The 23814-nt window shown below is 75.1% G+C and carries 22 protein-coding genes and 1 riboswitch; of the genes, 9 read left to right on the top strand and 13 right to left on the bottom strand.

Going from position 1 to position 23814, the window contains the following annotated elements:
* The first annotated feature begins 24 nt into the window (after positions 1–24).
* Positions 25–612: a dihydrofolate reductase family protein gene (locus ACYVGT_RS08960; protein ID WP_460855988.1), complete on the top strand. Its 588-nt coding sequence runs from the start codon at positions 25–27 to the stop codon at positions 610–612.
* 134 nt (positions 613–746) lie between these two features.
* Here ACYVGT_RS08960 and groL read toward each other — a convergent pair whose 3' ends face one another.
* The 3 genes from groL to thrC all read right to left on the bottom strand — a co-directional run bounded on the left by groL (position 747) and on the right by thrC (position 4477).
* Positions 747–2375 (bottom strand): chaperonin GroEL, encoded by a 1629-nt coding sequence (gene groL, locus ACYVGT_RS08955; RefSeq protein WP_460855987.1) that lies wholly within the window; start codon positions 2373–2375, stop codon positions 747–749.
* A gap of 411 nt (positions 2376–2786) precedes the next feature.
* Positions 2787–3065 (bottom strand): ubiquitin-like small modifier protein 1, encoded by a 279-nt coding sequence (locus tag ACYVGT_RS08950; protein WP_460855986.1) that lies wholly within the window; start codon positions 3063–3065, stop codon positions 2787–2789.
* A 125-nt stretch (positions 3066–3190) separates the two neighbouring features.
* A complete protein-coding gene (gene thrC, locus ACYVGT_RS08945) occupies positions 3191–4477 on the bottom strand; it encodes a threonine synthase (RefSeq protein ID WP_460856010.1) in 1287 nt (428 codons plus the stop codon).
* A gap of 14 nt (positions 4478–4491) precedes the next feature.
* A riboswitch (SAM riboswitch) is annotated at positions 4492–4632 on the bottom strand.
* Positions 4633–4946: 314 nt separating this feature from the next.
* On the opposite strand from thrC, the gene ACYVGT_RS08940 reads away from it, so the two are divergent.
* A complete protein-coding gene (locus ACYVGT_RS08940; protein ID WP_460856009.1) occupies positions 4947–6383 on the top strand; it encodes an alpha,alpha-trehalose-phosphate synthase (UDP-forming) in 1437 nt (478 codons plus the stop codon).
* Positions 6384–6504: 121 nt separating this feature from the next.
* Here ACYVGT_RS08940 and ACYVGT_RS08935 read toward each other — a convergent pair whose 3' ends face one another.
* The 4 genes from ACYVGT_RS08935 to ACYVGT_RS08920 form a co-directional block, all read right to left on the bottom strand.
* Positions 6505–6894 (bottom strand): DMT family transporter, encoded by a 390-nt coding sequence (locus tag ACYVGT_RS08935; protein WP_460855985.1) that lies wholly within the window; start codon positions 6892–6894, stop codon positions 6505–6507.
* Position 6895: 1 nt separating this feature from the next.
* A complete protein-coding gene (locus ACYVGT_RS08930; protein WP_460855984.1) occupies positions 6896–7210 on the bottom strand; it encodes a DMT family transporter in 315 nt (104 codons plus the stop codon).
* A gap of 485 nt (positions 7211–7695) precedes the next feature.
* Positions 7696–8286 carry a GrpB family protein gene (locus ACYVGT_RS08925; protein ID WP_460855983.1) on the bottom strand — a complete coding sequence of 197 codons (591 nt, stop codon included), beginning with the start codon at positions 8284–8286 and terminating at the stop codon, positions 7696–7698.
* 110 nt (positions 8287–8396) lie between these two features.
* Entirely contained in the window at positions 8397–9638 is a 1242-nt protein-coding gene (locus ACYVGT_RS08920) for a S8 family serine peptidase (protein WP_460855982.1), read from the bottom strand.
* Positions 9639–9846: 208 nt separating this feature from the next.
* Here ACYVGT_RS08920 and ACYVGT_RS08915 point away from each other — a divergent pair, with 208 nt between their 5' ends.
* Together ACYVGT_RS08915 and otsB are read left to right on the top strand one after the other, a co-directional pair.
* Complete coding sequence (locus ACYVGT_RS08915; RefSeq protein WP_460855981.1) at positions 9847–10143, top strand: DUF3263 domain-containing protein; 297 nt, start codon at positions 9847–9849, stop codon at positions 10141–10143.
* Between the two features lie 114 nt (positions 10144–10257).
* Positions 10258–11145: a trehalose-phosphatase gene (otsB, locus tag ACYVGT_RS08910; RefSeq protein WP_460855980.1), complete on the top strand. Its 888-nt coding sequence runs from the start codon at positions 10258–10260 to the stop codon at positions 11143–11145.
* A 48-nt stretch (positions 11146–11193) separates the two neighbouring features.
* On the opposite strand, the gene ACYVGT_RS08905 is transcribed toward otsB, so the two are convergent.
* Entirely contained in the window at positions 11194–11598 is a 405-nt protein-coding gene (locus ACYVGT_RS08905; protein WP_460855979.1) for a DUF3592 domain-containing protein, read from the bottom strand.
* A gap of 457 nt (positions 11599–12055) precedes the next feature.
* Here ACYVGT_RS08905 and ACYVGT_RS08900 point away from each other — a divergent pair, with 457 nt between their 5' ends.
* Positions 12056–12517, top strand: coding sequence for an HIT domain-containing protein (locus tag ACYVGT_RS08900; protein WP_460855978.1), 462 nt, complete (start codon positions 12056–12058; stop codon positions 12515–12517).
* Positions 12518–12833: 316 nt separating this feature from the next.
* Here the strand turns inward: ACYVGT_RS08900 and ACYVGT_RS08895 are convergent, their stop codons facing one another.
* Positions 12834–13853 carry a serine hydrolase domain-containing protein gene (locus ACYVGT_RS08895; protein WP_460855977.1) on the bottom strand — a complete coding sequence of 340 codons (1020 nt, stop codon included), beginning with the start codon at positions 13851–13853 and terminating at the stop codon, positions 12834–12836.
* A 396-nt stretch (positions 13854–14249) separates the two neighbouring features.
* On the opposite strand from ACYVGT_RS08895, the gene ACYVGT_RS08890 reads away from it, so the two are divergent.
* Complete coding sequence (locus tag ACYVGT_RS08890; protein WP_460855976.1) at positions 14250–15965, top strand: outer membrane protein assembly factor BamB family protein; 1716 nt, start codon at positions 14250–14252, stop codon at positions 15963–15965.
* 19 nt (positions 15966–15984) lie between these two features.
* Here the strand turns inward: ACYVGT_RS08890 and ACYVGT_RS08885 are convergent, their stop codons facing one another.
* Positions 15985–16470 (bottom strand): SRPBCC family protein, encoded by a 486-nt coding sequence (locus ACYVGT_RS08885; protein WP_460855975.1) that lies wholly within the window; start codon positions 16468–16470, stop codon positions 15985–15987.
* A gap of 53 nt (positions 16471–16523) precedes the next feature.
* On the opposite strand from ACYVGT_RS08885, the gene ACYVGT_RS08880 reads away from it, so the two are divergent.
* Positions 16524–17171 carry a TetR family transcriptional regulator gene (locus ACYVGT_RS08880; RefSeq protein WP_460855974.1) on the top strand — a complete coding sequence of 216 codons (648 nt, stop codon included), beginning with the start codon at positions 16524–16526 and terminating at the stop codon, positions 17169–17171.
* A gap of 283 nt (positions 17172–17454) precedes the next feature.
* On the opposite strand, the gene ACYVGT_RS08875 is transcribed toward ACYVGT_RS08880, so the two are convergent.
* The gene (locus tag ACYVGT_RS08875; RefSeq protein ID WP_460855973.1) at positions 17455–18531 is read right to left on the bottom strand and encodes an Rv2578c family radical SAM protein; all 1077 of its coding nucleotides are present in this window, start codon (positions 18529–18531) and stop codon (positions 17455–17457) included.
* 183 nt (positions 18532–18714) lie between these two features.
* Here ACYVGT_RS08875 and ACYVGT_RS08870 point away from each other — a divergent pair, with 183 nt between their 5' ends.
* Complete coding sequence (locus ACYVGT_RS08870) at positions 18715–19503, top strand: CPBP family intramembrane glutamic endopeptidase (protein WP_460855972.1); 789 nt, start codon at positions 18715–18717, stop codon at positions 19501–19503.
* 415 nt (positions 19504–19918) lie between these two features.
* Entirely contained in the window at positions 19919–20314 is a 396-nt protein-coding gene (locus ACYVGT_RS08865; protein ID WP_460855971.1) for a hypothetical protein, read from the top strand.
* A 36-nt stretch (positions 20315–20350) separates the two neighbouring features.
* Here ACYVGT_RS08865 and ACYVGT_RS08860 read toward each other — a convergent pair whose 3' ends face one another.
* Both ACYVGT_RS08860 and ACYVGT_RS08855 read right to left on the bottom strand, forming a co-directional pair.
* A complete protein-coding gene (locus ACYVGT_RS08860; protein ID WP_460855970.1) occupies positions 20351–22171 on the bottom strand; it encodes an RDD family protein in 1821 nt (606 codons plus the stop codon).
* Positions 22168–23574, bottom strand: coding sequence for an ATP-binding protein (locus ACYVGT_RS08855; RefSeq protein ID WP_460855969.1), 1407 nt, complete (start codon positions 23572–23574; stop codon positions 22168–22170). The genes ACYVGT_RS08860 and ACYVGT_RS08855 overlap by 4 nt, the downstream gene beginning before the upstream one ends.
* Positions 23575–23814 lie beyond the last annotated feature (240 nt).

Genomic DNA, 23814 nt, shown 5'->3' with positions numbered 1-23814 from the left:
CCTCCGGAGAGAGCCGAGGCCCCCATGCGTGAACTGACCTACTTCGTCGCCGTGACGCTCGACGGCCGCGTCTGCGCACCCGACGGCGACTTCTCCGCCTTCCCGAACGGCGCGGGCGACGACGAAGGCACCGCGTTCCACTTCGAGGAGTACCCGGAGCTGGTGCCCGCGGCGATCCGCACCCACCTGGGGCTGGACCTCGGCCCCAACCGGCACTTCGACACCCTGGTCCAGGGGCGCGGCTCCTACGAGGTGGCGCTCGACGAGGGGGTCACCCGCCCCTACGCCCATATGCGGGAAGTGGTCCTGTCCAGCACGCTCGGCCCGGACACCGAGCCCGAGGTCGAGTTCGTCGCCTCCGACCCGCTGCAGCGCATCCGGGAACTGAAGGCGGAGGACAGCCCGCTGGGCATCTGCCTGGTCGGCGGGCCCAAGGCTGCGGCGGAGCTGCTGCCGGAGATCGACAACTTCCTGGTCAAGCGGTATCCGGTGATCTTCGGAGCGGGTCTCCCGCTCTTCGACGGATCGCCCTACGCCCCCGCGGCGGTCGAGCGGGTCTGGACGCGCACCTTGGACACCGGCGCCGACTACTCGCTCTACCGCCGAGCCTGAGCGAGCCTGTCCCGGGCGGGTCCCCGCCGGGGCCGGAAGGCGGCCCCCGGACAGCACGAAGGGCGGCCCCCCGGTTGGGGAGCCGCCCTCACTGTCGCGGGACGTGCCGCGGACCCGGTGGACCGGGAGGCGGACTAGAAGTCCATGCCGCCCATGCCGCCGGTCGGGTCGGCAGCCGGGGCCGCCTTCTCCGGCTTGTCCGCGATGACCGCCTCGGTGGTCAGGAACAGGCCGGCGATGGAGGCCGCGTTCTGCAGCGCGGAGCGGGTGACCTTGGTCGGGTCGATGACGCCGTCCTTGAACAGGTCGGTGTACTCGCCGGTGGCGGCGTTGAGGCCGATGCCGGCCTCCAGGTTCTTCACCTTCTCCGCCACGACGCCGCCCTCGAGGCCGGCGTTGACCGCGATCTGCTTGAGCGGCTCCTCGATGGCGCGGCGCACGATGTCCGAACCGATGGCCTCGTCGCCGGCGAGCTCCAGCTTCTCGAAGGCCGGGACGCCCGCCTGCAGCAGCGCGACGCCACCGCCGGGCAGGATGCCCTCCTCGACGGCCGCCTTCGCGTTGCGGACGGCGTCCTCGATGCGGTGCTTGCGCTCCTTGAGCTCCACCTCGGTGGCGGCACCGGCCTTGATGACCGCGACGCCGCCGGCCAGGCGCGCCAGGCGCTCCTGCAGCTTCTCGCGGTCGTAGTCGGAGTCGGTGCGCTCGATCTCGTTGCGGATCTCGGTGACGCGGCCCTGGATGGCGGTCGCGTCCCCGGAGCCGTCGACGATGGTGGTCTCGTCCTTGGTGACCACGATCTTGCGGGCGCGGCCGAGCATGTCGAGCTCGGTGTTCTCCAGCTTGAGGCCCACCTCTTCGGTGATGACCTGGCCGCCGGTGAGCACCGCGATGTCGCTCAGCTGCGCCTTGCGGCGGTCGCCGAAGCCCGGGGCCTTGACGGCGACGGACTTGAAGTTGCCGCGGATCTTGTTGACGACCAGGGTCTGCAGTGCGCCCTGCTCGACGTCCTCGGCGATGACCATCAGCGGACGGCCGGCCTGCAGGACCTTCTCCACAACGGGGAGGAACTCGTTGTTGTTGGAGATCTTCTGGTTCGCGATGAGGATGTAGGGGTCCTCGAGGACCGCCTCCATGCGCTCCAGGTCGGTCGCGAAGTAGGGCGAGATGTAGCCCTTGTCGAAGCGCATGCCCTCGGCGAGCTCCAGCTCGAGCCCGAAGGTCTGCCCCTCCTCGACCGTGATGACGCCTTCCTTGCCGACCTTGTCCATCGCCTCGGCGATGGCCTCGCCGATCTGCGAGTCGCCGGCGGAGATGGAGGCGGTGGAGGCGATCTGCTCCTTGGTCTCGATCTCCTTGGAGAGGTTGGCCAGCTCCTCGCTGATGCGGGAGACGGCGGCCTCGATGCCGCGCTTCAGACCGACCGGGTTGGCGCCGGCGGCCACGTTGCGCAGGCCCTCGCGGACCAGCGCCTGGGCCAGGACGGTCGCGGTGGTGGTGCCGTCACCCGCGACGTCGTCGGTCTTCTTCGCGACCTCCTTGACGAGCTCGGCGCCGATCTTCTCGTACGGCTCCTCGAGCTCGATCTCCTTGGCGATCGAGACACCGTCGTTGGTGATCGTGGGGGCGCCCCACTTCTTCTCCAGCACGACGTTGCGGCCCTTCGGGCCGAGCGTCACCTTGACGGCGTCAGCAAGAGTGTTCATGCCGCGCTCGAGGCCGCGCCGGGCCTCTTCGTCGAACGCGATGAGTTTGGCTGCCATAGACTTCGTGTCCTCCCGGGACGGGCTGATACGCGAAGGAACGAGCCGACGCCCGCGACGGACGGCCGAGTCCGTCCGGCGGTCCGGATGCCGGCGGGCGCGGCCTCATCGCCTCGATCCTGGGATTAGCACTCACACTCTCGGAGTGCTAACGATCCCCTTTTTAGCACTCCCCCCCGGCGAGTGCAAACGTCTCGCGTGCACCCGGCGGACCGCTGCATCGCCGCCCGCGCCCAGGTCAGCAGCGCCTGAGGCGGCGCCGTCACCGGCTTGTCCACAGGCAGCGGCCGGCTGTTCCGGCGCACGCACCCGGCACAGCCGCACCGACCCGCTCCCCCGCACGGCAAAAGCCGCCGCGTCCGGCCGGAACCGGACGCGGCGGCCTGCGGTGCCGCGGAACGGGGCGGAGGCTCAGCAGCCGCCGGCCACCGCGGGGATGATCGACACCTCGGTGCCGGCCTTGACCGGGGTGGCGAGGCCCTCGGCGAAGCGGACGTCCTCGTCGCCGACGTAGACGTTGACGAAGCGGCGCAGCGTGCCGCCGTCGTCCAGGATCCGGGCGCGGATACCCGGGTAGTTGGCGTCCAGGTCGGCCAGCACCTCCTGGAGCGTGCCGCCCTCGGCGCTGACCTGCGAGGCGTCCTTGGTGTAGGTGCGGAGGATGGTGGGGACTCGAACGGTGACGCTCATGCTCGTCTCTCCTGTATCTGCTGCTGGTACGGCACGCACCGGAGGCGTGCGGGTGCTGGAGTAGGCCGCGGCCGGGTCCCCGGCCGCGGCAGGAGGGGTGCGGGCGGGCTGCTTCCCGGAGCGGCTCAGAGCAGGCCGGCGCCCTTGAACGCGTCGAGCGAGGGCGCGATGGTGGCGGTCACCCCGGCCTGCACGGCGTTCAGCGTCTTGAGCCCGTCACCGGTGTTGAGGACGACGGTCTCCGCCTCGGGGTCGAGCGCGCCCTCGGCGAGCAGCTTGCGCAGCACGCCGGTGGTCACGCCGCCGGCGGTCTCGGCGAAGATGCCCTCGGTGCGGGCGAGCAGGCCGATCGCGTCGACCACGGCGTCGTCGCCCACGTGCGCCACCGCCCCGCCGGTGCGCCGGCAGACGTCGAGTACGTAGGGGCCGTCGGCCGGGTTGCCGATGGCGAGGGACTTGGCGATGGTGTCCGGCTTCACCGGCTGCACCACGTCCTGGCCCTGCTCGTACGCCTGCGCCACCGGCGAGCAGCCGGTGGCCTGGGCGCCGAAGACCTTGTAGGGGCGGTCCTCGACCAGGCCGGCCGCGATCAGCTCGCGGAAGCCCTTGTCGATCTTGGTGAGCTGGGACCCGGAGGCGATCGGGATGACGATCTGCTCGGGCAGCCGCCAGCCGAGCTGCTCGGCGATCTCGTAGGCCAGCGTCTTGGAGCCCTCGGCGTAGTAGGGCCGCAGGTTGACGTTGACGAAGCCCCAGTCCTCGCCGGCGGGGTCGCCGATGAGCTCCGAGCAGAACCGGTTGACGTCGTCGTAGGTGCCGTCGATGGCGACCAGCCGGCCGCCGTAGACCGCGGCCATCACGACCTTGCCCTCTTCCAGGCCGGCCGGGATGAACACGCACGACTCGAAGCCGGCCCGCGCGGCGGCGGCGCCGACCGCGCCGGCCAGGTTGCCGGTGGAGGAGCAGGACAGCGTGCGGAAGCCGAAGGTGCGGGCCGCCTCGACGGCGATCGCGACCACGCGGTCCTTGAAGGAGTGGGTGGGGTTGCCCGAGTCGTCCTTGACGTGCAGGGACCGCAGGCCGAGCTCGGCGGCGAGGCGGTCGGCGCGGACCAGCGGGGTGAGGCCGGGCTTCATGTTGGGCAGCGCGTCCACGTCGTCCGGGACGGGCAGCAGGCCGGCGTAGCGCCAGATGTTGAGCGGGCCCGCCTCGATGCTCTCGCGGGTGACGCCGGCCAGGTCGTAGGCCACCTCGAGGGGGCCGAAACAGAACTCGCAGGCGAACTTGGGGGCGAGGTCGTAGCGCTCGCCGCATTCGCGGCAGGACAGGGCGGTGGCGGGGCCGAACGGCCGGGCGGAGGTGCCGGCGCCGGACAGGCCGGTGCGGGTGCTTTCTGCGGCGGTGGTCGCCATGAGCGAGGCGTCTCCCCTCATCTTCCCTGGCGACCGATCTGGCCCCAGGCCGGAGTTGGCACCTGTCGCTGACGCCCCGCAGTTGCGCGGACATGACGCCAGTGATGGTTGCCGGGGCTTCGCAGGGCCGGTCCCTCCACCCCTCTGGATGAGCAATATGCAGTTGTGGTCGTGCGCCCTGGCGGGCCGTGGCGGCTGCGCTGCCGCGGATGTCCGGGGCGGAGCGGGAGGCGCTCGGCAGCCCCGGGCAGTCCGTTTTGTCCACGGAACCGCTCGGAAGGGCGATCGCTACTGTAACGGACGGCACCGCCGCCGGGCCAGACCGGGTGGCGCGCATTACAGTCGGCCGCCACCCGCGGGACGTTTGCGGCCCCCTGTCCCCGGCGAGACCTTTTATCACCCCCCGCACGGGGCATCCCTGTGCACAGAGCGACCCCGAGAGGCGGACGAACAGGTGGACGTGGAGCAGGTGGACAAAGCGCAGATCCTCGTCGCTTCCAACCGGGGGCCCGTCTCCTTCTCGGTCGGCGCCGGGGGCGCGCTCGAACACCGGCGCGGCGGCGGCGGGCTCGTGTCGGGCCTCAGCTCGGTCGCCGGGGACACCGGAACGCTGTGGGTCTGCGCCGCGCTGTCCGACGCCGACCGCAAGGCCGCGGCCTCCGTGCCGAACGGGCGCATCGACCGCGCCGCCGACCTGGGCGGCATGCAGGTCGCGATGCTCGACATCCCGCCGGAGGTGTTCGAGAACGCCTATACCGGCATCGCCAACTCGACCCTGTGGTTCGTGCAGCACCTGCTGTACGACATCCCCAGCGCGCCGTCCTTCGACGCGGCGTTCACCGCGCGCTGGGACGACTACCGCGCCTACAACGCCGCGTTCGCCGAGGCGGTGCTCACCGGAGCCGCGGAGAGCGCACGGGTCGCCGTGCAGGACTACCACCTGGCGCTGCTCCCGCGGATGCTCCGCGGCCGCCGCCCCGACCTGCGCATCGCGCACTTCTCGCACACGCCGTGGGCCCCGCCGGAGTACTTCCGGCTGCTGCCGGACGCGGTCCGCCGTGAACTGCTGGAGGGCATGCTCGGCGCCGACCACCTGGGCTTCCTCAGCCCGCGCTGGGCCGACGCCTTCCTGCGCTGCTGCGCGGAGTTCCTGCGCACCGAGGTCGACTTCACCCGGCGCACCGTCGAGTACGGCGGGCGCATGATCGGGGTGGCCGTGCACGCACTGGGCGCCGACGCGGAAGGGCTCCGCGAGCGGGCCGCGGCCGGCGACGTCGCCGAGCGCAGGGCGGCGCTGCAGGAGCGGGTCGGGGACCGCCGCCTCATCGTGCGGGTCGACCGGGCCGAGCTGTCCAAGAACATCGTCCGCGGCCTGGAGGCCTACCGGGAGCTGCTGCGCACCCGGCCGGAGTGGCGGGGGCGCGTGGTCCACCTGGCGTCGGCCTACCCGAGCCGCACCGACGTGCCCGCCTACACGGCCTACACCGAGGAGGTGCGCCGGGTCGCGGCCGAGATCGACGAGGAGTTCGCCACGCCGGACTGGTCGCCGCTGGTCCTGGAGGTGGAGGACGACTTCGCGCGGTCGCTCGCCGCCTACCGGATCGCCGACGTGCTGCTGGTCAACCCGGTGCGGGACGGCATGAACCTGGTCGCCAAGGAGGGGCCGGTGCTGTCCGAGGACGGCTGCGCGCTGGTGCTGTCCACCGAGGCGGGCGCGGCCGACGAGCTCGGCGGGGACGCCCTTCTGGTCAACCCGTTCGACGTGTCCGGCACCGCCGAGGCCCTGCACCGGGCGCTCACCATGCCGGCCGAGGAGCGCGCCGCCCGCTGCGCCCGGCTGGTGGAGGCCGCTACCGCCGTGACGCCCCAGCGCTGGTTCACCGAGCAGCTGCGCGCGCTGCGCTGACCCCGGATCCGGGGACCGCAGCGGCGCAGGGACGCACCGGGGACGCCGACGGGAGCGCCGCTTGCGAGCGGCGCCCCCGCTTCCACCGGGCCGGCGGTGCTCTGCCGCGCCGCCGGCCGTGTCAGCTCCGCGGCGCAGCCTCGGCAGCGGCCCCGCCGCCGGCGCCGTCCGCCCCGTCCCCGCCCGGCTCCGCCTTCCCGGGCACGAGCTTGAGCCCGACCACGGCGGCGATGATGCCGCTCATGAAGACGATCTTGCCCGCGGAGACCGACTCCGCGCCGGTCGCCATCGCGTAGACGACGGTGAGCACGGCGCCGATGCCGACCCAGACCGCGTAGGCGGTCCCGATCGGGATGTGCTTCGCCGCCTTGCCCAGGCCCGCCATGCTCACCGCGAGCGCGGCGAAGAAGACGGCGGCGGGCAGCGGCGCGCTGAGCCCGTCGGACATGCCGAGCGCGGTGGCCCAGACGGCTTCGAACACGGCGCTGATGACCAGGATGACCCACGGCATGTCAGCTCACCGCCTTCAGGCCGGCGATGGAGCCGACCAGCAGGACGAGCAGCAGCCCCTTGCTCCAGGTCGCGCGGTCCTGCCCGGTGGCGAAGCCCCACAACACGGTGAGCGTCGCGCCGATGCCGACCCAGACCGCGTAGGCGGTTCCGGTCGGCAGTGAGGCCATGGCCCAGGCGAGGCCGGCCATGCTCAGCGTGAGCGTGACCGCGAACAGGGCGGCGGGCCGCCAGCGGGTGAAGCCGTGCGATGCCGACAGGGCTCCTGCCCAGACGGCCTCCAGCACACCGGATACGACCAAGACGAACCACGCCATCGACGGCACCCTCTCCCGGCCGTCTTGTCGTGGTGCGGGTACGGCTCCCTCGTCCGCGGGCCTTCGTCCGGCCCCCACACCGAGAATGCCGGTGCGCGGCGGGATATTCCAGTGCACAGGGGGTCTGGTGGCCAAAACCACCCTGCGGTGCGGCCCCGGCCGGGCCGTCCCAACGCCGGTCCGCGCGGATCGGCCGCACCGCGGACCGGAGGCACCCGCTCCGCAACCGGGCACCCGGCAGCAGGCGCTCCAGAGCCGTCCGGCCGCAGCCGGCTGCCCGGGCGCGGGGGCGGAGGCAGCCCGGCCCACTCCGCCGGCCCGCCGGGAACCCGCCGCTCCCTGTCCGGCCCGTGCGGATGAGCTCCGCGGCCTGGCGGGACGGGCGCCCGCGCCCAGCGGTTCAGCCCGCCGGAGGGGGCGGGCGGCGCCGAAGGGCCGCCGCGGCCCCGCCTGCGGTCCCGCCCTCCGGCCCGGGCGGACCGGCGCTACCCTGGCGCGCCGTGCGCTCCGCCTCCGGGATCGCCGGCGGCGTCCCCGGTGCCGGCTGCCCGGTCGAGGATCTCCTCGACCACGGCGGATTTGGCGTCGGCGTAGGCCTGCACCGCCGGCCAGGAGCGCTCGGACAGGGACCGCTTCGCCTGCTCGTAGCGGTCCCGGTCGGCCGGGTGGGTGCGCAGGTGGTCGCGGAAGAGGCGCATCCGGTCCGGCTCCGGACCTTCGGCGAACACGTGCAGGTTCACCTGCGGAGCGGCAGCGGTGAACAGCCGGTGCTGGTGCCAGTCGGGCTCGGCGAGGTGGAAGCGGTAGCCGGCCGCCTCCAGCGCCGGGCGGTACGCGGGCTCGTCGGCGGGATCGGCGACGATGAGCAGCACGTCGAGGCAGTCCTTCGCGGACAGCCCGGGAACCGACGTCGATCCGACGTGCTCCACGGCGCGGGCGGCCGCTCCCAGGGCGGCGCGGATGCGCCGCTCCTGCACGCGGTAGAGCTCCGGCCAGGCCGCGTCCGGCGCGGACAGCCTGATGCGGCCGGCCGCAGCGTCGAAGTAGTCCGGTCCTGCGGGGTCATCGGCTTGCATTGATGCGCTCCTCTCCGGGGCGCCGCTGGAGACCGGGAACGGCCGCGGTCCGCGCTGCCCGGCCGGCCTGCGCGGCGCCGCCGCAGGCGCCGCAGGCGCCGTGGCGCAGGCTACTTCCGCCGACGGCCGGCGCCCTTGCGGCGGCGGCCGATGGCGCGGTCGGGCTCGGGCGCGGCCCCGCCCTGGCCCGGTCCGGAGGGGGCGGCGTCCTCCGGCGCGTCGCCGGACTCCTTGAGGCGGCGCTCTTCGCGCACGTCGTAGGGGTCGCGCAGCGCGCGGCGCAGCACGAGCACGCCGGCGGCGATCAGGCCGACCGCGAGGATCGCGCCACCCGTCCACAGCACCCAGCCGGGCACCGGGAGGCCGTCGTCCTCCTGCACGAGCTCCTCGTCGTAGAGCGGCGTGTCCTCGGCGGCCGAGTCGCCCACGCCGACCGAGCCCGGCGCGCTGAGCACGCCGTCCTCGGCTCCGTCGACCAGCGCCGCGGCGGCCTGGGCCGGCAGCAGCTGCGGGTGCTCGGCGCGCACCAGCGCGCCCACCCCGCCGGCCAGCGCGGCGGCCGGCCCGTCGCCGTCGACCTGCTCGTAGCCGCCGCCGGGGGCAATGGCCTCGATACCGGTGCCCGGAGCGAGCAGGTCGGCGGCGCCCGCTCCGGCACCCGAGCCGCCCTGCGGTCCGCTGGCGGCGACGGCCACCACACCGTCGGTGCCGCCGGCGGCCTCCGCGACCGGGTCGGAGGCGGGGAGCATGACCAGGGCGCCGGTCCGCACCGCGTGGCCGACCGCGTCGGCCACGCCGGACAGCTCCTGGCCGGCGCCCGCGCCCTCGTCGACGACGACGACCTGGGCGCCCTCGTCGGCGGCGTAGCGGATGCCGCGCTCCAGGGCGTCGGGCTCGCTGGCGCGGCCGCCCTCGGGGGCGACGCGCACGGACAGCACCGCGGCGTCCGGCGCCGCACCGAGCACTCCGCCCACGTGCTCCTGCCCGTGCCCGGACGCGGCGGCGATGCCGGCCAGCGCGGTGGAGGAACCGTCGGCGCCGTCCCCGGAGGCGCCGGAGAAGTCGGTACCGGCCTGCGCGTCACCGCGCAGGTCGGGATGCTCGGGGTCGACACCGGTGCCGACGACGGCGACCGTGGTGCCGGCTCCGCGGCCGGGCCCGGTGCCGGGTTCGTCGCTGCCGCCGGCATCCCAGGCGTCAGCGGCGCCGATCGCCTCCAGGGCCCACTGGTCGCGCTGCAGACCGCCCCCGCCGCCGTCCGCGGCGGCCGACGCGGCAGCGGGCGCCGGCACCGCGAACTGCACCGCCGCGGCAGCGGCCAGCAGCGCGGCTGCGGCGCTCCCGGTACGCATGGATGATTCCCCCCGTGGATCGCGCGCCGGCATCGTCGCGGGCGCGGGGCAATTCTGCCAGCTTTGCTGATATGGACGTGCGCGCCACCTGACCCTACGGTGCGCGCCACCCCGGTCTTACCCCGGCGCGCGTTCCCGGCCGCGTGCCGGGTGCGGTGCGATGCGACTCGCTACGATGATTCGCGCCGATCCCGACTGGAGACGTGCGATGCCAGAATCCGACCCATCCGAGCCGAACGAACCCGACCCCGCTCTGGCGCTGGCCGAACGCGAGCGCCGCATCCTTGCCTTCGAGAGCCAGTGGTGGAAGCTGGAGGGCTCCAAAGAGCAGGCCATCCGCGACGAGTTCGGCTTTTCGCCGACCCGCTACTACCAGCTGCTGAACGGTCTGGTCGACCGCCCCGAAGCCCAGGCGTTCGACCCCCTGACGGTGAAGCGCGTCCGCCGGCTCCGCGCTGACCGGCGCCGCCAGCGCACAGCGCGAGACCTGGGCATCCGGCTCTGATCCGGCCGTGACGCCCCGCCGGGCGCATGCCCCGGCAGCGGCGCCCCATCCCGGCGCCCGCACTCACCGGGTCCGCACGAGGACCCTCCGGCACAGCACAGGAGCGCTTCCGCTATGCCCTTGCCCCGCCCGACCACCGACGCGGGCCGCACCGCCCTCTCCGCGATCCTTGCGGCGCCCGGCAGCGCGCTGGTCGCCGCCGACTACGACGGCACGCTGGCGCCGATCGTGGCCGACCCGGCGCAGGCCGCGCCCTTTCCGGGCGCGGTGGAGGCGCTGGCCGCGGTGGCGCGGCGCGTCGGTACGGCCGCCGTGCTGACCGGGCGGCCGGCGGCCACCGCCGTCGCGCTGGGCGGACTGGACGCCGTGCCCGGCCTGATCGTTCTCGGCCACTACGGACTAGAGCGCTGGGAGGGCGGCCGGGTGGCCGCGCCGCCGCCGCACCCCGGGCTCGACCTGGTGCGCAAGCGGCTGCCCGAACTGCTGGCTGCGGCAGCCGGGCGGACAGCGGAGGTGCGGGGCACCGCGGTGGAGGACAAGGGCCGCGCAGTCGCCGTGCACACGCGCCGCGCGGCGGGCCCGCAGGCCGCGCTGGACGCCCTGGCGGAGCCGCTCGCCGCGCTGGCCGCCGCGGCCGGCCTCGCCGTTGAACCGGGCCGATTCGTCGTGGAGTTGCGCCCGTCCGGAATGGACAAGGGCGCGGCCCTCGCGGCGCTGGTGCGGGAGCGCGGCGCCCGGTCGCTGCTGTATGCCGGCGACGACCTGGGCGACCTCGCCGCGTTCAGCGCCGTTGCGCGGCTGCGCGATGCGGCCGGCAGCAGTGGAGCTGCCGCCGGCGGCGCCGGCGGCGCGCCCGTTCCCGGGCTGGCCGTGTGCAGCGGATCGTCCGAGGTGGCGGAACTGGCGGCGCGGGCCGACCTCGTCGTGGACGGCCCGGCCGGGATGACTGCCCTGCTGAGCAGCCTCGCCGAGGCGGTCGGCCCGGCGCCTCCGCGCCGTTGAGCCCGCCTCCGCGCCGCCCCGCCGCCGGGGCGGCGGAGCAGCAGCGGGTTAGAGGTTCACGACAGAGAAGACGGCGCCGACCACGGCGCCGACGGCGATGAACAGGGCTGCGCCCAGGATCTGGGAGCGCGCCTCGATGATCTCGGCGCGGTGGGGACGGCGCGGGTCGTAGGCGACGGTCACCCGCTGCCCTTCGCGCATGAGGTTGGTCGAGACGTAGATGCGCTGCCGCGCTGTCACGCGCTGCCCCTCGGTGGTGCGGAACGTGAAGCGGGCACTGGCCAGCGTCGTGGCACCGTTGCCCGGCCGCACGTTGCGCCCACCCACCACCCCCGGCACCCGGATCCCCGTCCGCCGCACCCGGAGGACGTCGTAGAGGAGCGCCGCCCCGAGCGCTGCGAAGAGGACAGGGAACCCGACGAGGAACGCCGTTTCGACCAGGGTTGCCGCCATAGAACCTCCCTGGCAATGATCTAGGCCTGCCCCTTCTGACGCGGCCGGCGCCGCCGCGGTTCGCGGTTCGCGGCGCGCGGCGGGCGCACCGTGTCCAGGCCCCGGCGCGAGCGGCCCGCCGGGGGAAACCGGCCGGGAGCCCGCGTCCGCACCGGCCCCGCCGATGGCGGTGAACGTACCCGCGCCGCCGTCCGGGGACCGCGCCTTCGGCACTCTGGTGCGGTGTCCCCCTGCATCCGGCTCCCGCCGGCCCTTCCCCATCCGGTAGCCGCGTGACGCGAGCACCCTCTGGGACGTACGGGGCGGGTCGGCGGCACGCTCCCACCCGCACCATGCGGCACGAATGGGCCACCGCCCCCGCCGCAAGCAGAATCCACTGGCGCACCGGCGGCCTCACGAGCGCGGACCTACCGCCGCACCCGCGCCGGCGCGACCGCACCGAGGACGGAGGAATGCGATGGAGAACTCCCATGGCGAGCCGGACCGGGACTGGCAGCAGGACCGGGTCGGCGCCGCCCGCGCCGGCCGCCACCCCCTCGCCGTCGGCCGGATGCAGACCGGATGGGCGGTGCTCGGCGACACCCAGCACCTGCCCGGCTACTGCGTCCTGCTCTTCGACGGGCGCGCCGACCAGCTGACCGAACTGCCGCGGCGGGTGCGGGCGGCATTCCTGCTCGACCTGGCCCTGCTCGGCGAGGCGGTTCAGCAGGTCTGCGCCGCGCGCGACGCGGAGTTCTCCCGCATCAACTACGAGGTGCTCGGCAACTCCTGGCCGCACCTGCACGGCCACGTCCACGCCCGCTACCGGTGGGAGCCGGCGGAGTTCCGCGCGGGTCGGTCTGGCGCTACCCCGCAGCAGAGCGCGGTGCCGGCCGCCACCGCGCCGGAGCGCACCACGATCCGCTCCGGGCGGAGCTGACCGCGGCGCTCGCGTCGGTGCAGCGGCAGCCGGACAGCGCCTGAGCTGCTGCACCGGCGCGGCGGAGGCCCCGGGGGTGGTGGGGGGCGGTCTCGTGCCGGGGGCGTACCGCCCCGGACCGGGCGCGGCGCCAGGCGGGGATCCGGCGGCAGCCACCGGTCGGAGCCCGTGCCGTCCGCCGGGGGCCGCAGACTCCTCCCCGCGCACGGGCCGGTGCTCGCGCCGCCGGCCGGGTCGAGGGCGCGGCCGTCCACCCGGCAGTCCGCCGTGCGGGGACCGGTCACCGCCGGCGCCCGACGCGGCTCCTGCCCGCCGGTCAGTCCGAGAAGCAGGCGCGGACGGCGGCCCGGAGGTCGCTGAGCCCGGTGCGGCGGCGGCCGTAGTGGACCGCGTTGGTCAGCAGGCCGACGTAGCGCCCGGACTCGGGCTGCAGGAAGAGGCTGGTGCCGGTGTAGCCGTGGTGGAAGACGACCCCGTCTGCGCCGACCAGCCAGCCCAGCCCGCGGGCCAGGCCGTTCTCCACGTGCACCGACGGCCGCCAGCTCTCCCGCACATAGCCCGGATCGAGCAGGGGTTCGCCGTCGTACTCCGCCGAGCCGAGCAGCGCCCGCGCGAACGCGCCCAGGTCGATGGCGGTGCTGAACACGCCCGCGTGCCCGGCGACACCGCCCAGCAGCGCGGCCGCCTCGTCGTGCACCACGCCCCAGATGGGCGCCGCGCCCGGGATGCGGCGCTCGGTCGGGGCGACGGCGGGCGAGCGCGGCACCGGGCCGTAGCCGGTGGACGCCATGCCCGCGTCGGCCCAGACGTCGGCCACCGCCAGGTCGAGCGGAACGCCGAGCAGCCGCTCCAGCAGCAGGCCGAGCAGGATGAAGCCGCGGTCGATGTAGCGGTAGCCCTCGTCATCGAGCGGCTCCTCCAGCAGCGCGGCGAGGAGGTCCCGGTCGGTGCCGACGTAGGTCTCCAGCCAGGAGACCGGGTTGAGGCGGGAGGTGTGGGTGAGGATGCTGCGCGCGGTGACCTCGCCCCCCGCGTACGGCCCGCCGCCGACGTAGCGGCCGACGGGCACGTCGAGCCCGAGGACGCCGTCCTCGACAGCACGGCCCAGCAGCGGCCAGGCGGCCATCACCTTGGTCAGGCTGGCCACGTCGTAGAGGACGTCCGGCGCGGCGGGCATGTCGGCCTCGTCGGCGACCGCGCCGATGGCCACGAACTCCCACATGCTGCCGGTCCCCACCACCGCCGTGCCACCGGGGAGCCAGCCCGCGTCGATCATCACTTTCAGGACACCGCGGATGTCCGTGGCCGTCTCCGCGACCCAGTCGCCGTCGTGCACGCGCCCTCCCCGTCACCCCACTCCCGGTGAGGCGATACCCCCGTACCGACCTGCGTCACCACCGCACACGGCGCCCCTGCGGCGTTCGGCCGCACGGCGCCGTCCGAAACCCGCGATGGATCGTCGCCCTTGCCCCCTACGCCCCGAACCGCGCCCGTCCCCCGTCGGGCAGCTCGGGCGCCGCCCACTCGGGACAGCACCTGATGATTCTCACAAACCACCCGTACCCCATCAATGACCCCAGACCCCGGCGCGCCGCGCCCAGGTCAGGCCCCTCCCTCGCTCGGCCCGGCGCCCTTCGCCGAGGCCCGGCACCGGGGCGGCCCGCTTCCGGCGTCGCGGCCGTGTGCGGCCACCGGGCTGGCCGACCGGAGACAGCGCCCTAGGCTCCCGGAAATGAGATCCCCCGAACCGCCTGAACCTCCCGAAGCCGCGCCGCCCCCCGAGCCGCCCGGGCACGTCGCCCCCGCACCTTCCAGCACCCCCGCGGCACCGCCGTGGCGCCGCGCACTCGGGCTGGCGGGCGCCGCGGCGCTGGCGGGCGGAGTCGCCTCCTCCGCCGCCGGCGCGGCGCTGATGGGCGACTGGGGAGCGGAGCTCCGCTCGCCGCGCCTGCTCTGGCTGCTCTGGGGCACCGCGCCGCTGCTCCTACTCACCTGGGCATCCCCCCTTCCCCGCTGGAAGCCGTCCGCGGACACGGCGCCGTGGTTCGCGTTCGCCGCAACGGTGCTGGCCGCGTTCGCGGGTGCACAGCTGCCCTGGCGCCTGGACATCCCGGGGCTGCCGCTCTCCGCCTCGGTGACTCTGTACGGCGGAGGTGCCTACCTCGTCGCGGGCGGGGTGGCGGCCTGCGCCCTGGGCGGGGCACTCCTGGCGGTCGCGGGACGGCGCCCCCTGCCGGAGCGGCGCCGGCGGCGGACGGCAGTGCTCCTGCCCGCCGGCGCGGCCAGCGCGATCGCGGCAGTCGCCGCGGGTGCGCTCCTGGCCGACGTGCTCCTCCCGGTGGAGCACACGCCGGGTCCGGCCGCCGCGGGACCGGGCATCCCCGCGTCGGTCTCGAAGGCCGCGTGGGTCTGGGAGGAGACCGCGCAGGGCAGTACGGACATGGCCGCGCGCCCTCGACCCCGCCCGCTCGCCGCGCCGGACGGGCCCGTGGTGCAGGTCCACGGCGGAGCTGTCGGGCTCGATCCCGCCACCGGCGCCGAGCGCTGGAGCTACCGCGACGACCGGGAGAGCCGGGTCCACCCGGTGGCGGGCGGGGCCGGCCTGCGGATCCAGCGCGAGGTCGATGACCGCGGGCAGACCGCCGGCACCGTCCTGTCCACCGCCACCGGTCAGCCGTGGCCTGCCGGGGAGAACGCCGCCGCCGGGGCCGTGGGGGTGGCCACGGACGAGATGCCGCCTTCTGCCGCGGCCCAACTCCCCAGCGATTGCGCCGAGCCGGGCCACTTCGGCGCCGTGCACGCCCAGAACACCGTCGTCTACCAGCTCGAATGCGGGGAGGACGGCGGCGCGCTGGTCGGCATCGATCCGGAGTCGGGCGCCCAGATCTGGCGGCACGACCACGGCTTGGCGCCCCTCGGGGGCCCGTCCGACGAGCAGGTGCACGTCTCCGCGGACGGCGCGGTCGCCCTGGTCGAGGGCGAACCGGAGTCCGGCGACTATGCCGCAACCGCCGTGGACACCGACGACGGCCGCGTCCTCGCTGAGGGTCTCAGCGCCGCCGACGCCGAGATGGCGTCCCGGCAGGGGGCCGCCACCCGGGACTCCTATGTCCGCATGCTGCGGGACTCCCCGGATGACGGATACCGCTTCGAGCGGGTCGCCTGGTCGGGCGAGGTCGAAGCCGCCACCGCCCCGGTCGGCGCGGCCTCCGCACCCCGGATCGCACTCGACGACGGCGTCCTGATCGCCCCTTCCGGGGTGCAGCCCGGCACCGGCACGGCCTCCTTCGCTCCGTTCGGCGGCGGGGCGGTGCAGCGGATCGACTTCGGCGGCGCCGTCCCCCGCGGGGGCTCAGCGGTATCGCTCACTGCCGTCCCCGGCGCCGTCCTGCTCACGGTCGAATCCAGCGACTGGAGCACGCCCTCGTTCGTGGTTGCGCTCCGCTGATCCCGAGGGCGGGCGCTGCTCAGCCGACCGCGGCCAGTGACCGCAGGGCGCGCGTGGCGCCGCCCCAGGCGGCCGGCTGGTCGGGGCCGGTGCCGAGGTTCCGCTCGGCCGTGTCGAGGGCGTCCTCGATCAGGGCGTCGTGCAGCGGCCGGTAGAACAGCGGCCAGGTGACGCGGGCCGGGCCGACCGCGCGCATGACCAGATGGTGGGAGAGCATCGTGACCCCGGCCTCCATCGGGTCGGCGACGAACCAGTGGTGGCCCAGGAAGCCCTCGGGTGCAGAGAAGCGGAACCGGACGCGGCGGCCCGGTTCATAGGCGACGACGGTGTAGCGCACGGGGCCGTGTCCGCCCGCGGCTCCGGCGGCCAGCGGGCCGTCGAGCTCCAGGGCGGGCCACTGCTCACGGGGCCACAGCCGGTCGTCGGCGCTGCCCAGGGTGTCGAGGAGTCGGCCCACGTCAGACGGGTCGGCATCGAGGACGCGGCGGTGGACGACGTTGACCATGACCACTCCTAGAGATTCGTCTCTAATTCGTTATGGGGTCTACTGTCGATGCCATGCCGCGACCGGTCAAGCACTCCCGAGACGCCATTCTCGACGCCGCCGCCGACCTGATCCTGGACGCGGGTGCCGCGTCCGCCTCGGCCTCCGCCGTAGCCGCGGCGGTGGGTGCGCCCAGCGGCTCGGTCTACCACCGCTTTCCGCGCCGCGACGACCTCGTGGCGGCGGCCTGGCTGCGCGCGCAGGACCGCTTTCTCGGCCCCTACCTGGAAGCCCTCGGCGGCTCCGGGCCGCAGGCCGGCCCCGATGCGGCGTGCACGGTGCTGACGTGGTGTGCCGAGCACCGGCGGGACGCGGCGCTGCTGCTCCGCTACGGCATCCGCGACCTGCTGCGCGGCGATGCCGCGGAGGCCGAGCGCAGGGCGGGCGACAACCGCGGCCGCCTCACCGACGCGATCGAGTCCTACGCCGCCCGCTGGGGCCGGCCCCGCGCCGACGTGGTGCTCGCCGTGGCCGACCTGCCCTACGCCACGGTCCGCCGGCTGCTGCGCGCGCAGGCGCCGGCCACCGCGGACGACGTCGCCGCGCTCCGGCGCACCGCCGAAGCCGTCCTCTGGCCGGGAGGCCGCGTCCCCGAGGCCGGCTCCCCGCGCGACCCCCGCCGCGTCCGCGAAACCCGCCCGACGCGCAGGGCGCGCACCTAGGGCGTGCTGGGCGGGCACCTGTCCTGCTGCGCGGCGACCAGGCACGCCCCTCGCAGCGCCCTCCGCAGCAGTCCGGAGAACCCGCCCCGACTCCCTCGCCGGCCGTGCGACCCGTGCAGCTCCCGCCCCGGTCCGGGCAGTGCGGAACGCGCCGGCCCGGTCCGGCCTCCGCCACTCGGTCGGGATCTGCGCACCTGGCCCGGACCGGACCGTGCCGCGGGCGGAGCCGCGCAGGGCGGTGCCCACGACGGCGATCGCCGCACGCGCGGGAGCCGCCGCGCGTTCAGACCAGGCGGAGCTGGCGCGGCGCCGGCGGGACCGGCTCCGGGGCGGGGGCGGCGTTCGACTGGCGGTGGCCGCCGGAGGGTTCGGAGGGGCCGGGAGGACCGGGGATGCCGTGCCGGCGGGCGGCCTGGCGGACCTGGGCGGAGACGAGGCGGCGGTAGTGCTCGGGCGCGTAGGCGCCGCGGCCGTAGAGCTCCCGGTAGAGCGGGACGAGCCGCGGATACTCGCGCTCCAGCCACGCGCGGTACCACTCGCGGGCGCCGGGGCGCAGGTGGAGCACGATCGGCGTAACGGCCGCGGCACCCGCATCGGCGATCGCGGCGACGGTGGCGTCGATCTGCTCGGCGGAGTCGGTGAGGCCGGGCAGGACCGGTGCCATCAGCACCGTGCAGGCCAGGCCGCGGTCGGTGAGGCGGCGGACGACATCGAGCCGGCTCCGGGGCCGGGGCGCGCCCGGTTCGACGGTGCGCCAGACGTCCTCGTCCACCATTCCGATGGAGACGGCGAGCCGGACGTCGGTCACCTGCGCGGCCTCGGCGAGCAGGTCGATGTCGCGCAGGATGAGCCGGCCCTTGGTGAGGATGGAGAACGGGTTCGCGGCCTCGGTGAGCGCCCGGATGATCTGCGGCATCAGCCGGTAGCGGCCCTCGGCGCGCTGGTAGGGGTCGGTGTTGGTGCCCATCGCGATGGGTTCGCCCGCCCAGGCGGGCCGCGCGAGTTCGGCGCGGAGCAGCTCGCCGGCGTTGACCTTCACCATGATCTTGGTGTCGAAGTCCCGCCCCGCGTCCAGGTCGAGATAGGTGTGCGTGCGGCGCGCGAAGCAGTACACGCACGCGTGGCTGCACCCCCGGTAGGGGTTGAGGGTCCAGCGGAACATGGGGTCGTCTCCGCCGACCCGGTTGATGATGGACCGCGCGCGGATCTCGACGGCGACCGGCTCGCCGTCGCTCGCCACCGGCCCCTCGGCCGCCCCGAGCCCGGCCCGCCCGGTTCCCCGGTCCGGCTCCCCGGCCACCTCGGCCCGGCCGAACAGCCCTTCGGTCCCGTGATCGTCTCTCAGCTCTTCCCAGCGCACGGCCGATATTCGAACACACATTCGAACACCTGTCCACTCTCCCGCAACCGCAGGCGATCCCGGCCGCAACCGGACACCCGGCGGCGGCCCGCCGCCAAGGCCGCGCCGGAGGAGTAGCCTCCCGATGTTCCGCGCCGGCAGGAGCCTCCCCCGGGCACCGCGCGGTCCCCAGGAGGCGCCGCCATGCCCGCACGCTCGATCGCCGCCAACGTCGCCCTCTTCGTCGCGGTGACGGCCGCCGCCTCGCTGCTCCTCGGCGCGGCCCAACCGGCGCTCGGCGTCCCCGACGTCGTCATCCAGATCGTGCAGTTCTCCCCGGCGCTCGGCGCCGCGGCCGTGTGGCTGCTCCGCTGGCGCAGCCCGGACCTCCGCCGCTCCGCCCGGTTCTCGCTCCGGCTCTCCCGGGCGGCCGCACTCCGGCTGGCCGGCGTGACCGCCCTGTTCGCCGCCGTGTTCGCGGCCGCGCTCGGCCTGTACACCGGAGTGTTCGGCGGCGCTCTCGAACCGGGCCGGGCCGGCGGCTCCGGGTTCCCGATCGCGCTGATCCTCGCCGCCCAGCTGATCGGCGCGTGCGGCGAGGAGGCCGGATGGCGGTGCTACCTGCAGACCGAACTGCAGCAGCGCTGGGGGCCGGTGGCGACCGGCATCGCGGTCGGCCTGCTCTGGGGCGCCTGGCACATCCACGTCTTCGCCCAGGAGCCGTGGGCCATCACCGGCTTCTTCCTGATGACCGTCTCGGTGTCGGTCATCCTCTCCGTGCTGCTCCTGCACGACAGCACCGGCAACCTCCTCATCGCCGGCGTCCTGCACGCCCTGATCAACCTCGGCCTGCTGTTCTTTCTCCCCGACGCGATCGAGCACGGCACCCAGATCATGTCCCTCGCCCTCCCCTTCGCCGCCGCCGCAACCGCCGTCGCCCTCATCCCGTCGCTGCACGGCACGCCCCGGGAGCCGGCCCCGACGCGTGCCTGACCCTCCGTCCGCTCGGCCGCGGAGGACTGCGCGGATTGGCAGCCGGCACGGGAAGCGGCGGAGCCGCCGCCTCTTCGGATGGGTCTGCGGTGGCAGGCCAGTGTGCACGCGATGCCGGTGCGGGCCGGGCGGTGTCCTCTGGAGGGAAGGCAACAGGGTCAGCCATCATGGTGGACATGCCGCCGACTTCGGCCATGCCACCGCGCAGCACAGTGGAGAACGCCAGTTGGACCGGCGGCCATTACCGGTTGGACATGGATCTTGCGGACGGGCGGGACGCAACGGTGCACCCCGTGCTCTCGGCGCTGTGGGATCGGTGCCGGTGCGGGGGTGCTTCAGGGCGAGCGGCACCGGGGCCGGGGAAGTGCCGTGCACCGCGGAAGCGCTGCGCGGGGCCGGGCGGCTGCTGGGCGCCGTGCGATATCCGCCAGACGGTTCACCAGGGGCGACGGAGATCGCGTGCGGATGCCGGATCGTCCGCGCCGGGTTCGACGCCGCGGACCCGGCCGTGCTGCGGCTGTACGTGCCGATGGCCGAGCTGCGCCGCGCCGAGCCGCGCATCGATGGGTTCCCGTTCGACCCGCAGAGCGGGGCGGCGTCGCTGGAATGGCGGGCCCCGCTCGACACCTGGTTTGCCGACGCGGCAGCGAGGGTGTTCGCGCAGGCTCCGTTTGCAGCCGCCGCGATCGGGTTCGAAGTGGAGCGGACGTCTAGGGACGAGGTCACCCGCGCCCGCGCGGGGGGCGAGCGGCCGCACGCGCTGCTGGTGCCCGAGGGCGGCGGCCTGCGCCGCCATCCCGCCACCCGATGAGGGCAGGGGCCGGGGGCGGTGCCGGCCGCGCGCCGGTCAGCGCTGCGGCTGCTCCATGCCGGCCGGAGCCGGCGGGGGAAGGGGCACGACCGGGCGGGCGGACTGCTCGGGGGCCGGCTCCGGGGACCCCGTCGGATCAGCCGCGGGAGCCGAAGGCGGCACCGGGTTCGCACCGGGCCCGGGCGGCGCGGGCGGTCCGTGCCACTGCACCCGATGCGGATAAGCCGGGTAGACCGGCACAGGCCGCGGGTGGGCGAGGACCACGCAGGTCTTGGCGAGGTCGTCTTTGAGGCCGCGGTAGTGCGGGCGGTCCAGGGCCATCACCGCGAAGTCGGCCAGCCGTCCCAGCAGCGGGACCAGGCCGAGGAGCAGGTGGGCGCCGGCCCGGGCTGCGGCGCGGCCGCGGGACGGAAGACCGCCGGTCTCAGCGTCGACGACGCGCAGGCCCGCGAGCCACTTGCCGGGCGTCCCCGCCCGGTGGGCCGTGTACCACCAGTGGTAGGCGAAGAGCGCCGCCACCGCGGCCGCCAGCACCACGGCGAGCACCGGTCCGAAGAAGGCGTCCTCGCCGACCAGGCCCAGCATGACGAAGGCGCCGAGCGCCATTCCGGCGAAGTACACGGCGACCACGATCACCCCGCCGGCGGCCATGTCCACCAGCAGCGCGAGCCAGCGCAGGACCAGCGGCGCCGGCACCGGCGGTCCGGACGGCAGGAAGGGCACCGCGCCGTCCGGGCCAGCCGCGCGCCCGCCGCCGTCCTGCCCGTGCTCCTTCCCGGCGCCGCCGCCCTTCCGGCGGCGTTCGAACTCCGCCTTCGCCGCCCGGTCGAGCCGCCTGGTCAGCACCGTGTAGGCGGTGACCGCGGCGATCAGGGCCAGTGTCGGAGCACCGAAGAACGCGACCGGCGTCCAGGCCAGTCCGAGCACCGAGGCCGGCGCAAGCAGGACCGCAGCACCCCAGATCCGGCCGCCGGGCCGCTCGACCATGAACCGCCGGACCGCGGCGGGCATGCGCACGATGGACACGAGGTAGGCGCCCAGACCCGCCGTGAACAGCCCGGAGAAGACCGTGCGCGCCGCGAACGCGCTCTCCGGGTTGTCGCGCGCGATGGGGATGAACAGCAGCGAGATCAGCCCGAAGACGACGGACAGCCAGATGAGGCGGCCGGTGAAGCGCCGGCACACCCGGTAGGCGTCGCTGAGCGCCTCCACATTGGACGGGTCGAGCTGCAGGGCGGACCGGAGGTGCCGCAGCGCGGGCACCGTGCGCCGCCGCTCGGCCTCCATCCAGGACAGCTGCCGCAGCGCCCAGCCGTACTCCGGGTTGATGCGCAGCGCCTCGCCCAGGTGCCGCTTCGCCGATTCGCGGTCGCCGAGCAGCCGGAACACCAGGCCGGCCTGGCCCTGCACCCAGGAGTCGTCGGGGGCGAGCTCCACGGCGCGGGCCGCGGCGCCGCGGGCGTCGGCGGCGATCTGCTCCCATCCGGGATAGCGGCGCCCGGCACCGTGGGCCAGCGACAGCGCGAGGAGGACGTGCGGGCGGCCGCGGTCAGCGAGAAGCCGCGCGGCAGCCGCAGCCGGTTCGAGCGCCTCGCCGTGGCGCTCGCCGCGCAGCAGGGCCAGCGCGAGTGTGAAGTGGCCTTCCCCGCCGGTACTGCCGTGGGTGATCGCCGAGCGGGCTGCATCGACGGCGCCGTCCGGGTCGCCGCAGTCGAGCCGGGCGCTGGCAGCCAGCTCCCACAGCTGCGCGCTGCCCGGCGACTCGGCGAGACCGGCCGTGATGATCTGCAGGGCTTCTTCGGGCCGCTTGAGGTCGAGCCGGCTGCGGGCGCGCTGGGCGTACTCGGCGGCGGTCACCGCCCGCCGCCCCACGGGCGCCGCTGGGCGCGCAGGAACGCGGAGAGCTCGTCGTAGGAGTCGTCGTTGGAGAACTGCACGACGTTGCGCGCGGTTTCCATCCACGGCCCGGTGGACGGGCGCACCTCACCCAGGACGGTGCGGAAGTCGTCCATGGTGATGGAGCGCAGCTGGCCCGCGCGGGCGGAGGCGAGCATGGCGCGCTCGGCCGCGCTGTCCACCAGGTGGGTGAGGTCGGCGCCGGAGAAGCCTTCGGTGTGCTTGGAGACCGCCGCGGGGTCGACGCCGCCGTCCGGCCGGTCCTGCATGGCACCGGCGACGAGCGCGGCACGCGCGGCGCGGTCCGGCGGCGGAACGAACAGCATGCGGTCGAGGCGGCCGGGCCGCTTCAGCGCGCTGTCGATGTCCCACGGATGGTTGGTCGCGGCGAGGAAGAAGACTCCGTCGTTGTCGTCCTCCACCGAGTCCAGCTCGGTGAGCAGCTGGGTGATGAGCGGCCGCAGCGAGACCGCGGCGTTGCCGCGGCGCCCGCCGATGGCGTCCAGCTCGTCGATGAAGACGACGGACGGCCGGTACTGGCGCGCCTGCCGGAAGAGCGCCTGAAGGTTGCGCTCGGCGCTGCCGAGGCGGCCCTCGACGATGTCGGCGACCGAGACGGAGAGGAAGCTCGCACCGAGCTCACCGGCGACGGCGCGGGCCAGGAAGGTCTTCCCGCAGCCGGGCGGACCGTAGAGCAGGAGGCCGCCGCGGAGGTTCTTGGCGAACGCGGCGCGCAGCTCCTCGTTGCGCATCGGCATGAGGAAGGCGGCGTTGACGCGCTCCTTCACCTTCTCCATGCCGGCCACGTCGGCGAGGGTGATGGCGGCGCGCTCCGGCGGGAAGTCGCCGGCGCTCAGCGGTTCGGCCGCGCCGGTGTGGAACGGGTCCTGAGGGCCCCCGCCCCGCGGGCCCTCATCGCGGACCAGGGTCCCGACACCGCCTCCGGAAGCACCGTCACCACCGAAGCCGAACCCGGGGCCGGAGGCGGGTTCGGGTGCGAACACGTCCGGCGCAGGCGGCTGCGGTACCGCGGCACCGTCCGCGCCCGGCTGGCCGCCCGGCGGGGCGGGCGGCTGCGGGACCATGCCCTGCGGCGCCGGCTGCTGCGGGCCCTGCTGCTGGGCGGGCGGCGCTGCGGGCGGCGCCTCCGGCTCGGGGCCGCCCAGCGCACGCCCCATCAGCGCCTGCGCGGGCGCCGAAGCGGGGTCTTGCTGCAGCGCCGCCGCGATGTGCGGGATCGCGGCCGCGCTCTGCCCATCGTCCACCAGGAGTTCGGCGAGGTGCAGGCGGAGCACCGGGTCATCCGGCTTCGTCTCGACGATCGCGGCGATGCTGGCGATCAGCTGCTGACGGGACGGGTCCACGTCGGGTCCTCTCGTGGGCCCGGCGCACACGCACAGATCGGGCGCCGGCCGTTCGGTTCGGGGGCGGTCGGTGCAGAAGAGTCGAGCGGGGGGAGTGGGGCCAAGAGGGGAAAGCGATCTTACCGGCCCCGCGCCTCCCCATCCCCCGCACAACCCCGCGCACCGCAACCGGCACCCACGAGCGCCGGACACCTCCGGGCCCCGCCGGCCCCCGGCAGGCCGGAGCGGCACCGTCCAAGG

This window comes from Nocardiopsis coralliicola, from assembly GCF_054779695.1.
This window is presented reverse-complemented; position numbering and strand designations above follow the sequence as displayed.

What these genes read in the sequence shown, in the direction of transcription:
- ACYVGT_RS08905 (WP_460855979.1), bottom strand. Translation starts at nt 11,598, where the DNA reads ATGGCGGCAACCCTGGTCGAAACGGCGTTCCTCGTCGGGTTCCCTGTC.
- ACYVGT_RS08915 (WP_460855981.1), top strand. Translation starts at nt 9,847, where the DNA reads ATGCCAGAATCCGACCCATCCGAGCCGAACGAACCCGACCCCGCTCTG.
- ACYVGT_RS08890 (WP_460855976.1), top strand. Translation starts at nt 14,250, where the DNA reads ATGAGATCCCCCGAACCGCCTGAACCTCCCGAAGCCGCGCCGCCCCCC.
- otsB (WP_460855980.1), top strand. Translation starts at nt 10,258, where the DNA reads ATGCCCTTGCCCCGCCCGACCACCGACGCGGGCCGCACCGCCCTCTCC.
- ACYVGT_RS08870 (WP_460855972.1), top strand. Translation starts at nt 18,715, where the DNA reads ATGCCCGCACGCTCGATCGCCGCCAACGTCGCCCTCTTCGTCGCGGTG.
- ACYVGT_RS08925 (WP_460855983.1), bottom strand. Translation starts at nt 8,286, where the DNA reads ATGCAAGCCGATGACCCCGCAGGACCGGACTACTTCGACGCTGCGGCC.
- ACYVGT_RS08930 (WP_460855984.1), bottom strand. Translation starts at nt 7,210, where the DNA reads ATGGCGTGGTTCGTCTTGGTCGTATCCGGTGTGCTGGAGGCCGTCTGG.
- ACYVGT_RS08885 (WP_460855975.1), bottom strand. Translation starts at nt 16,470, where the DNA reads ATGGTCAACGTCGTCCACCGCCGCGTCCTCGATGCCGACCCGTCTGAC.
- ACYVGT_RS08900 (WP_460855978.1), top strand. Translation starts at nt 12,056, where the DNA reads ATGGAGAACTCCCATGGCGAGCCGGACCGGGACTGGCAGCAGGACCGG.
- thrC (WP_460856010.1), bottom strand. Translation starts at nt 4,477, where the DNA reads ATGGCGACCACCGCCGCAGAAAGCACCCGCACCGGCCTGTCCGGCGCC.
- ACYVGT_RS08960 (WP_460855988.1), top strand. Translation starts at nt 25, where the DNA reads ATGCGTGAACTGACCTACTTCGTCGCCGTGACGCTCGACGGCCGCGTC.
- ACYVGT_RS08950 (WP_460855986.1), bottom strand. Translation starts at nt 3,065, where the DNA reads ATGAGCGTCACCGTTCGAGTCCCCACCATCCTCCGCACCTACACCAAG.
- ACYVGT_RS08920 (WP_460855982.1), bottom strand. Translation starts at nt 9,638, where the DNA reads ATGCGTACCGGGAGCGCCGCAGCCGCGCTGCTGGCCGCTGCCGCGGCG.
- ACYVGT_RS08880 (WP_460855974.1), top strand. Translation starts at nt 16,524, where the DNA reads ATGCCGCGACCGGTCAAGCACTCCCGAGACGCCATTCTCGACGCCGCC.
- ACYVGT_RS08935 (WP_460855985.1), bottom strand. Translation starts at nt 6,894, where the DNA reads ATGCCGTGGGTCATCCTGGTCATCAGCGCCGTGTTCGAAGCCGTCTGG.
- groL (WP_460855987.1), bottom strand. Translation starts at nt 2,375, where the DNA reads ATGGCAGCCAAACTCATCGCGTTCGACGAAGAGGCCCGGCGCGGCCTC.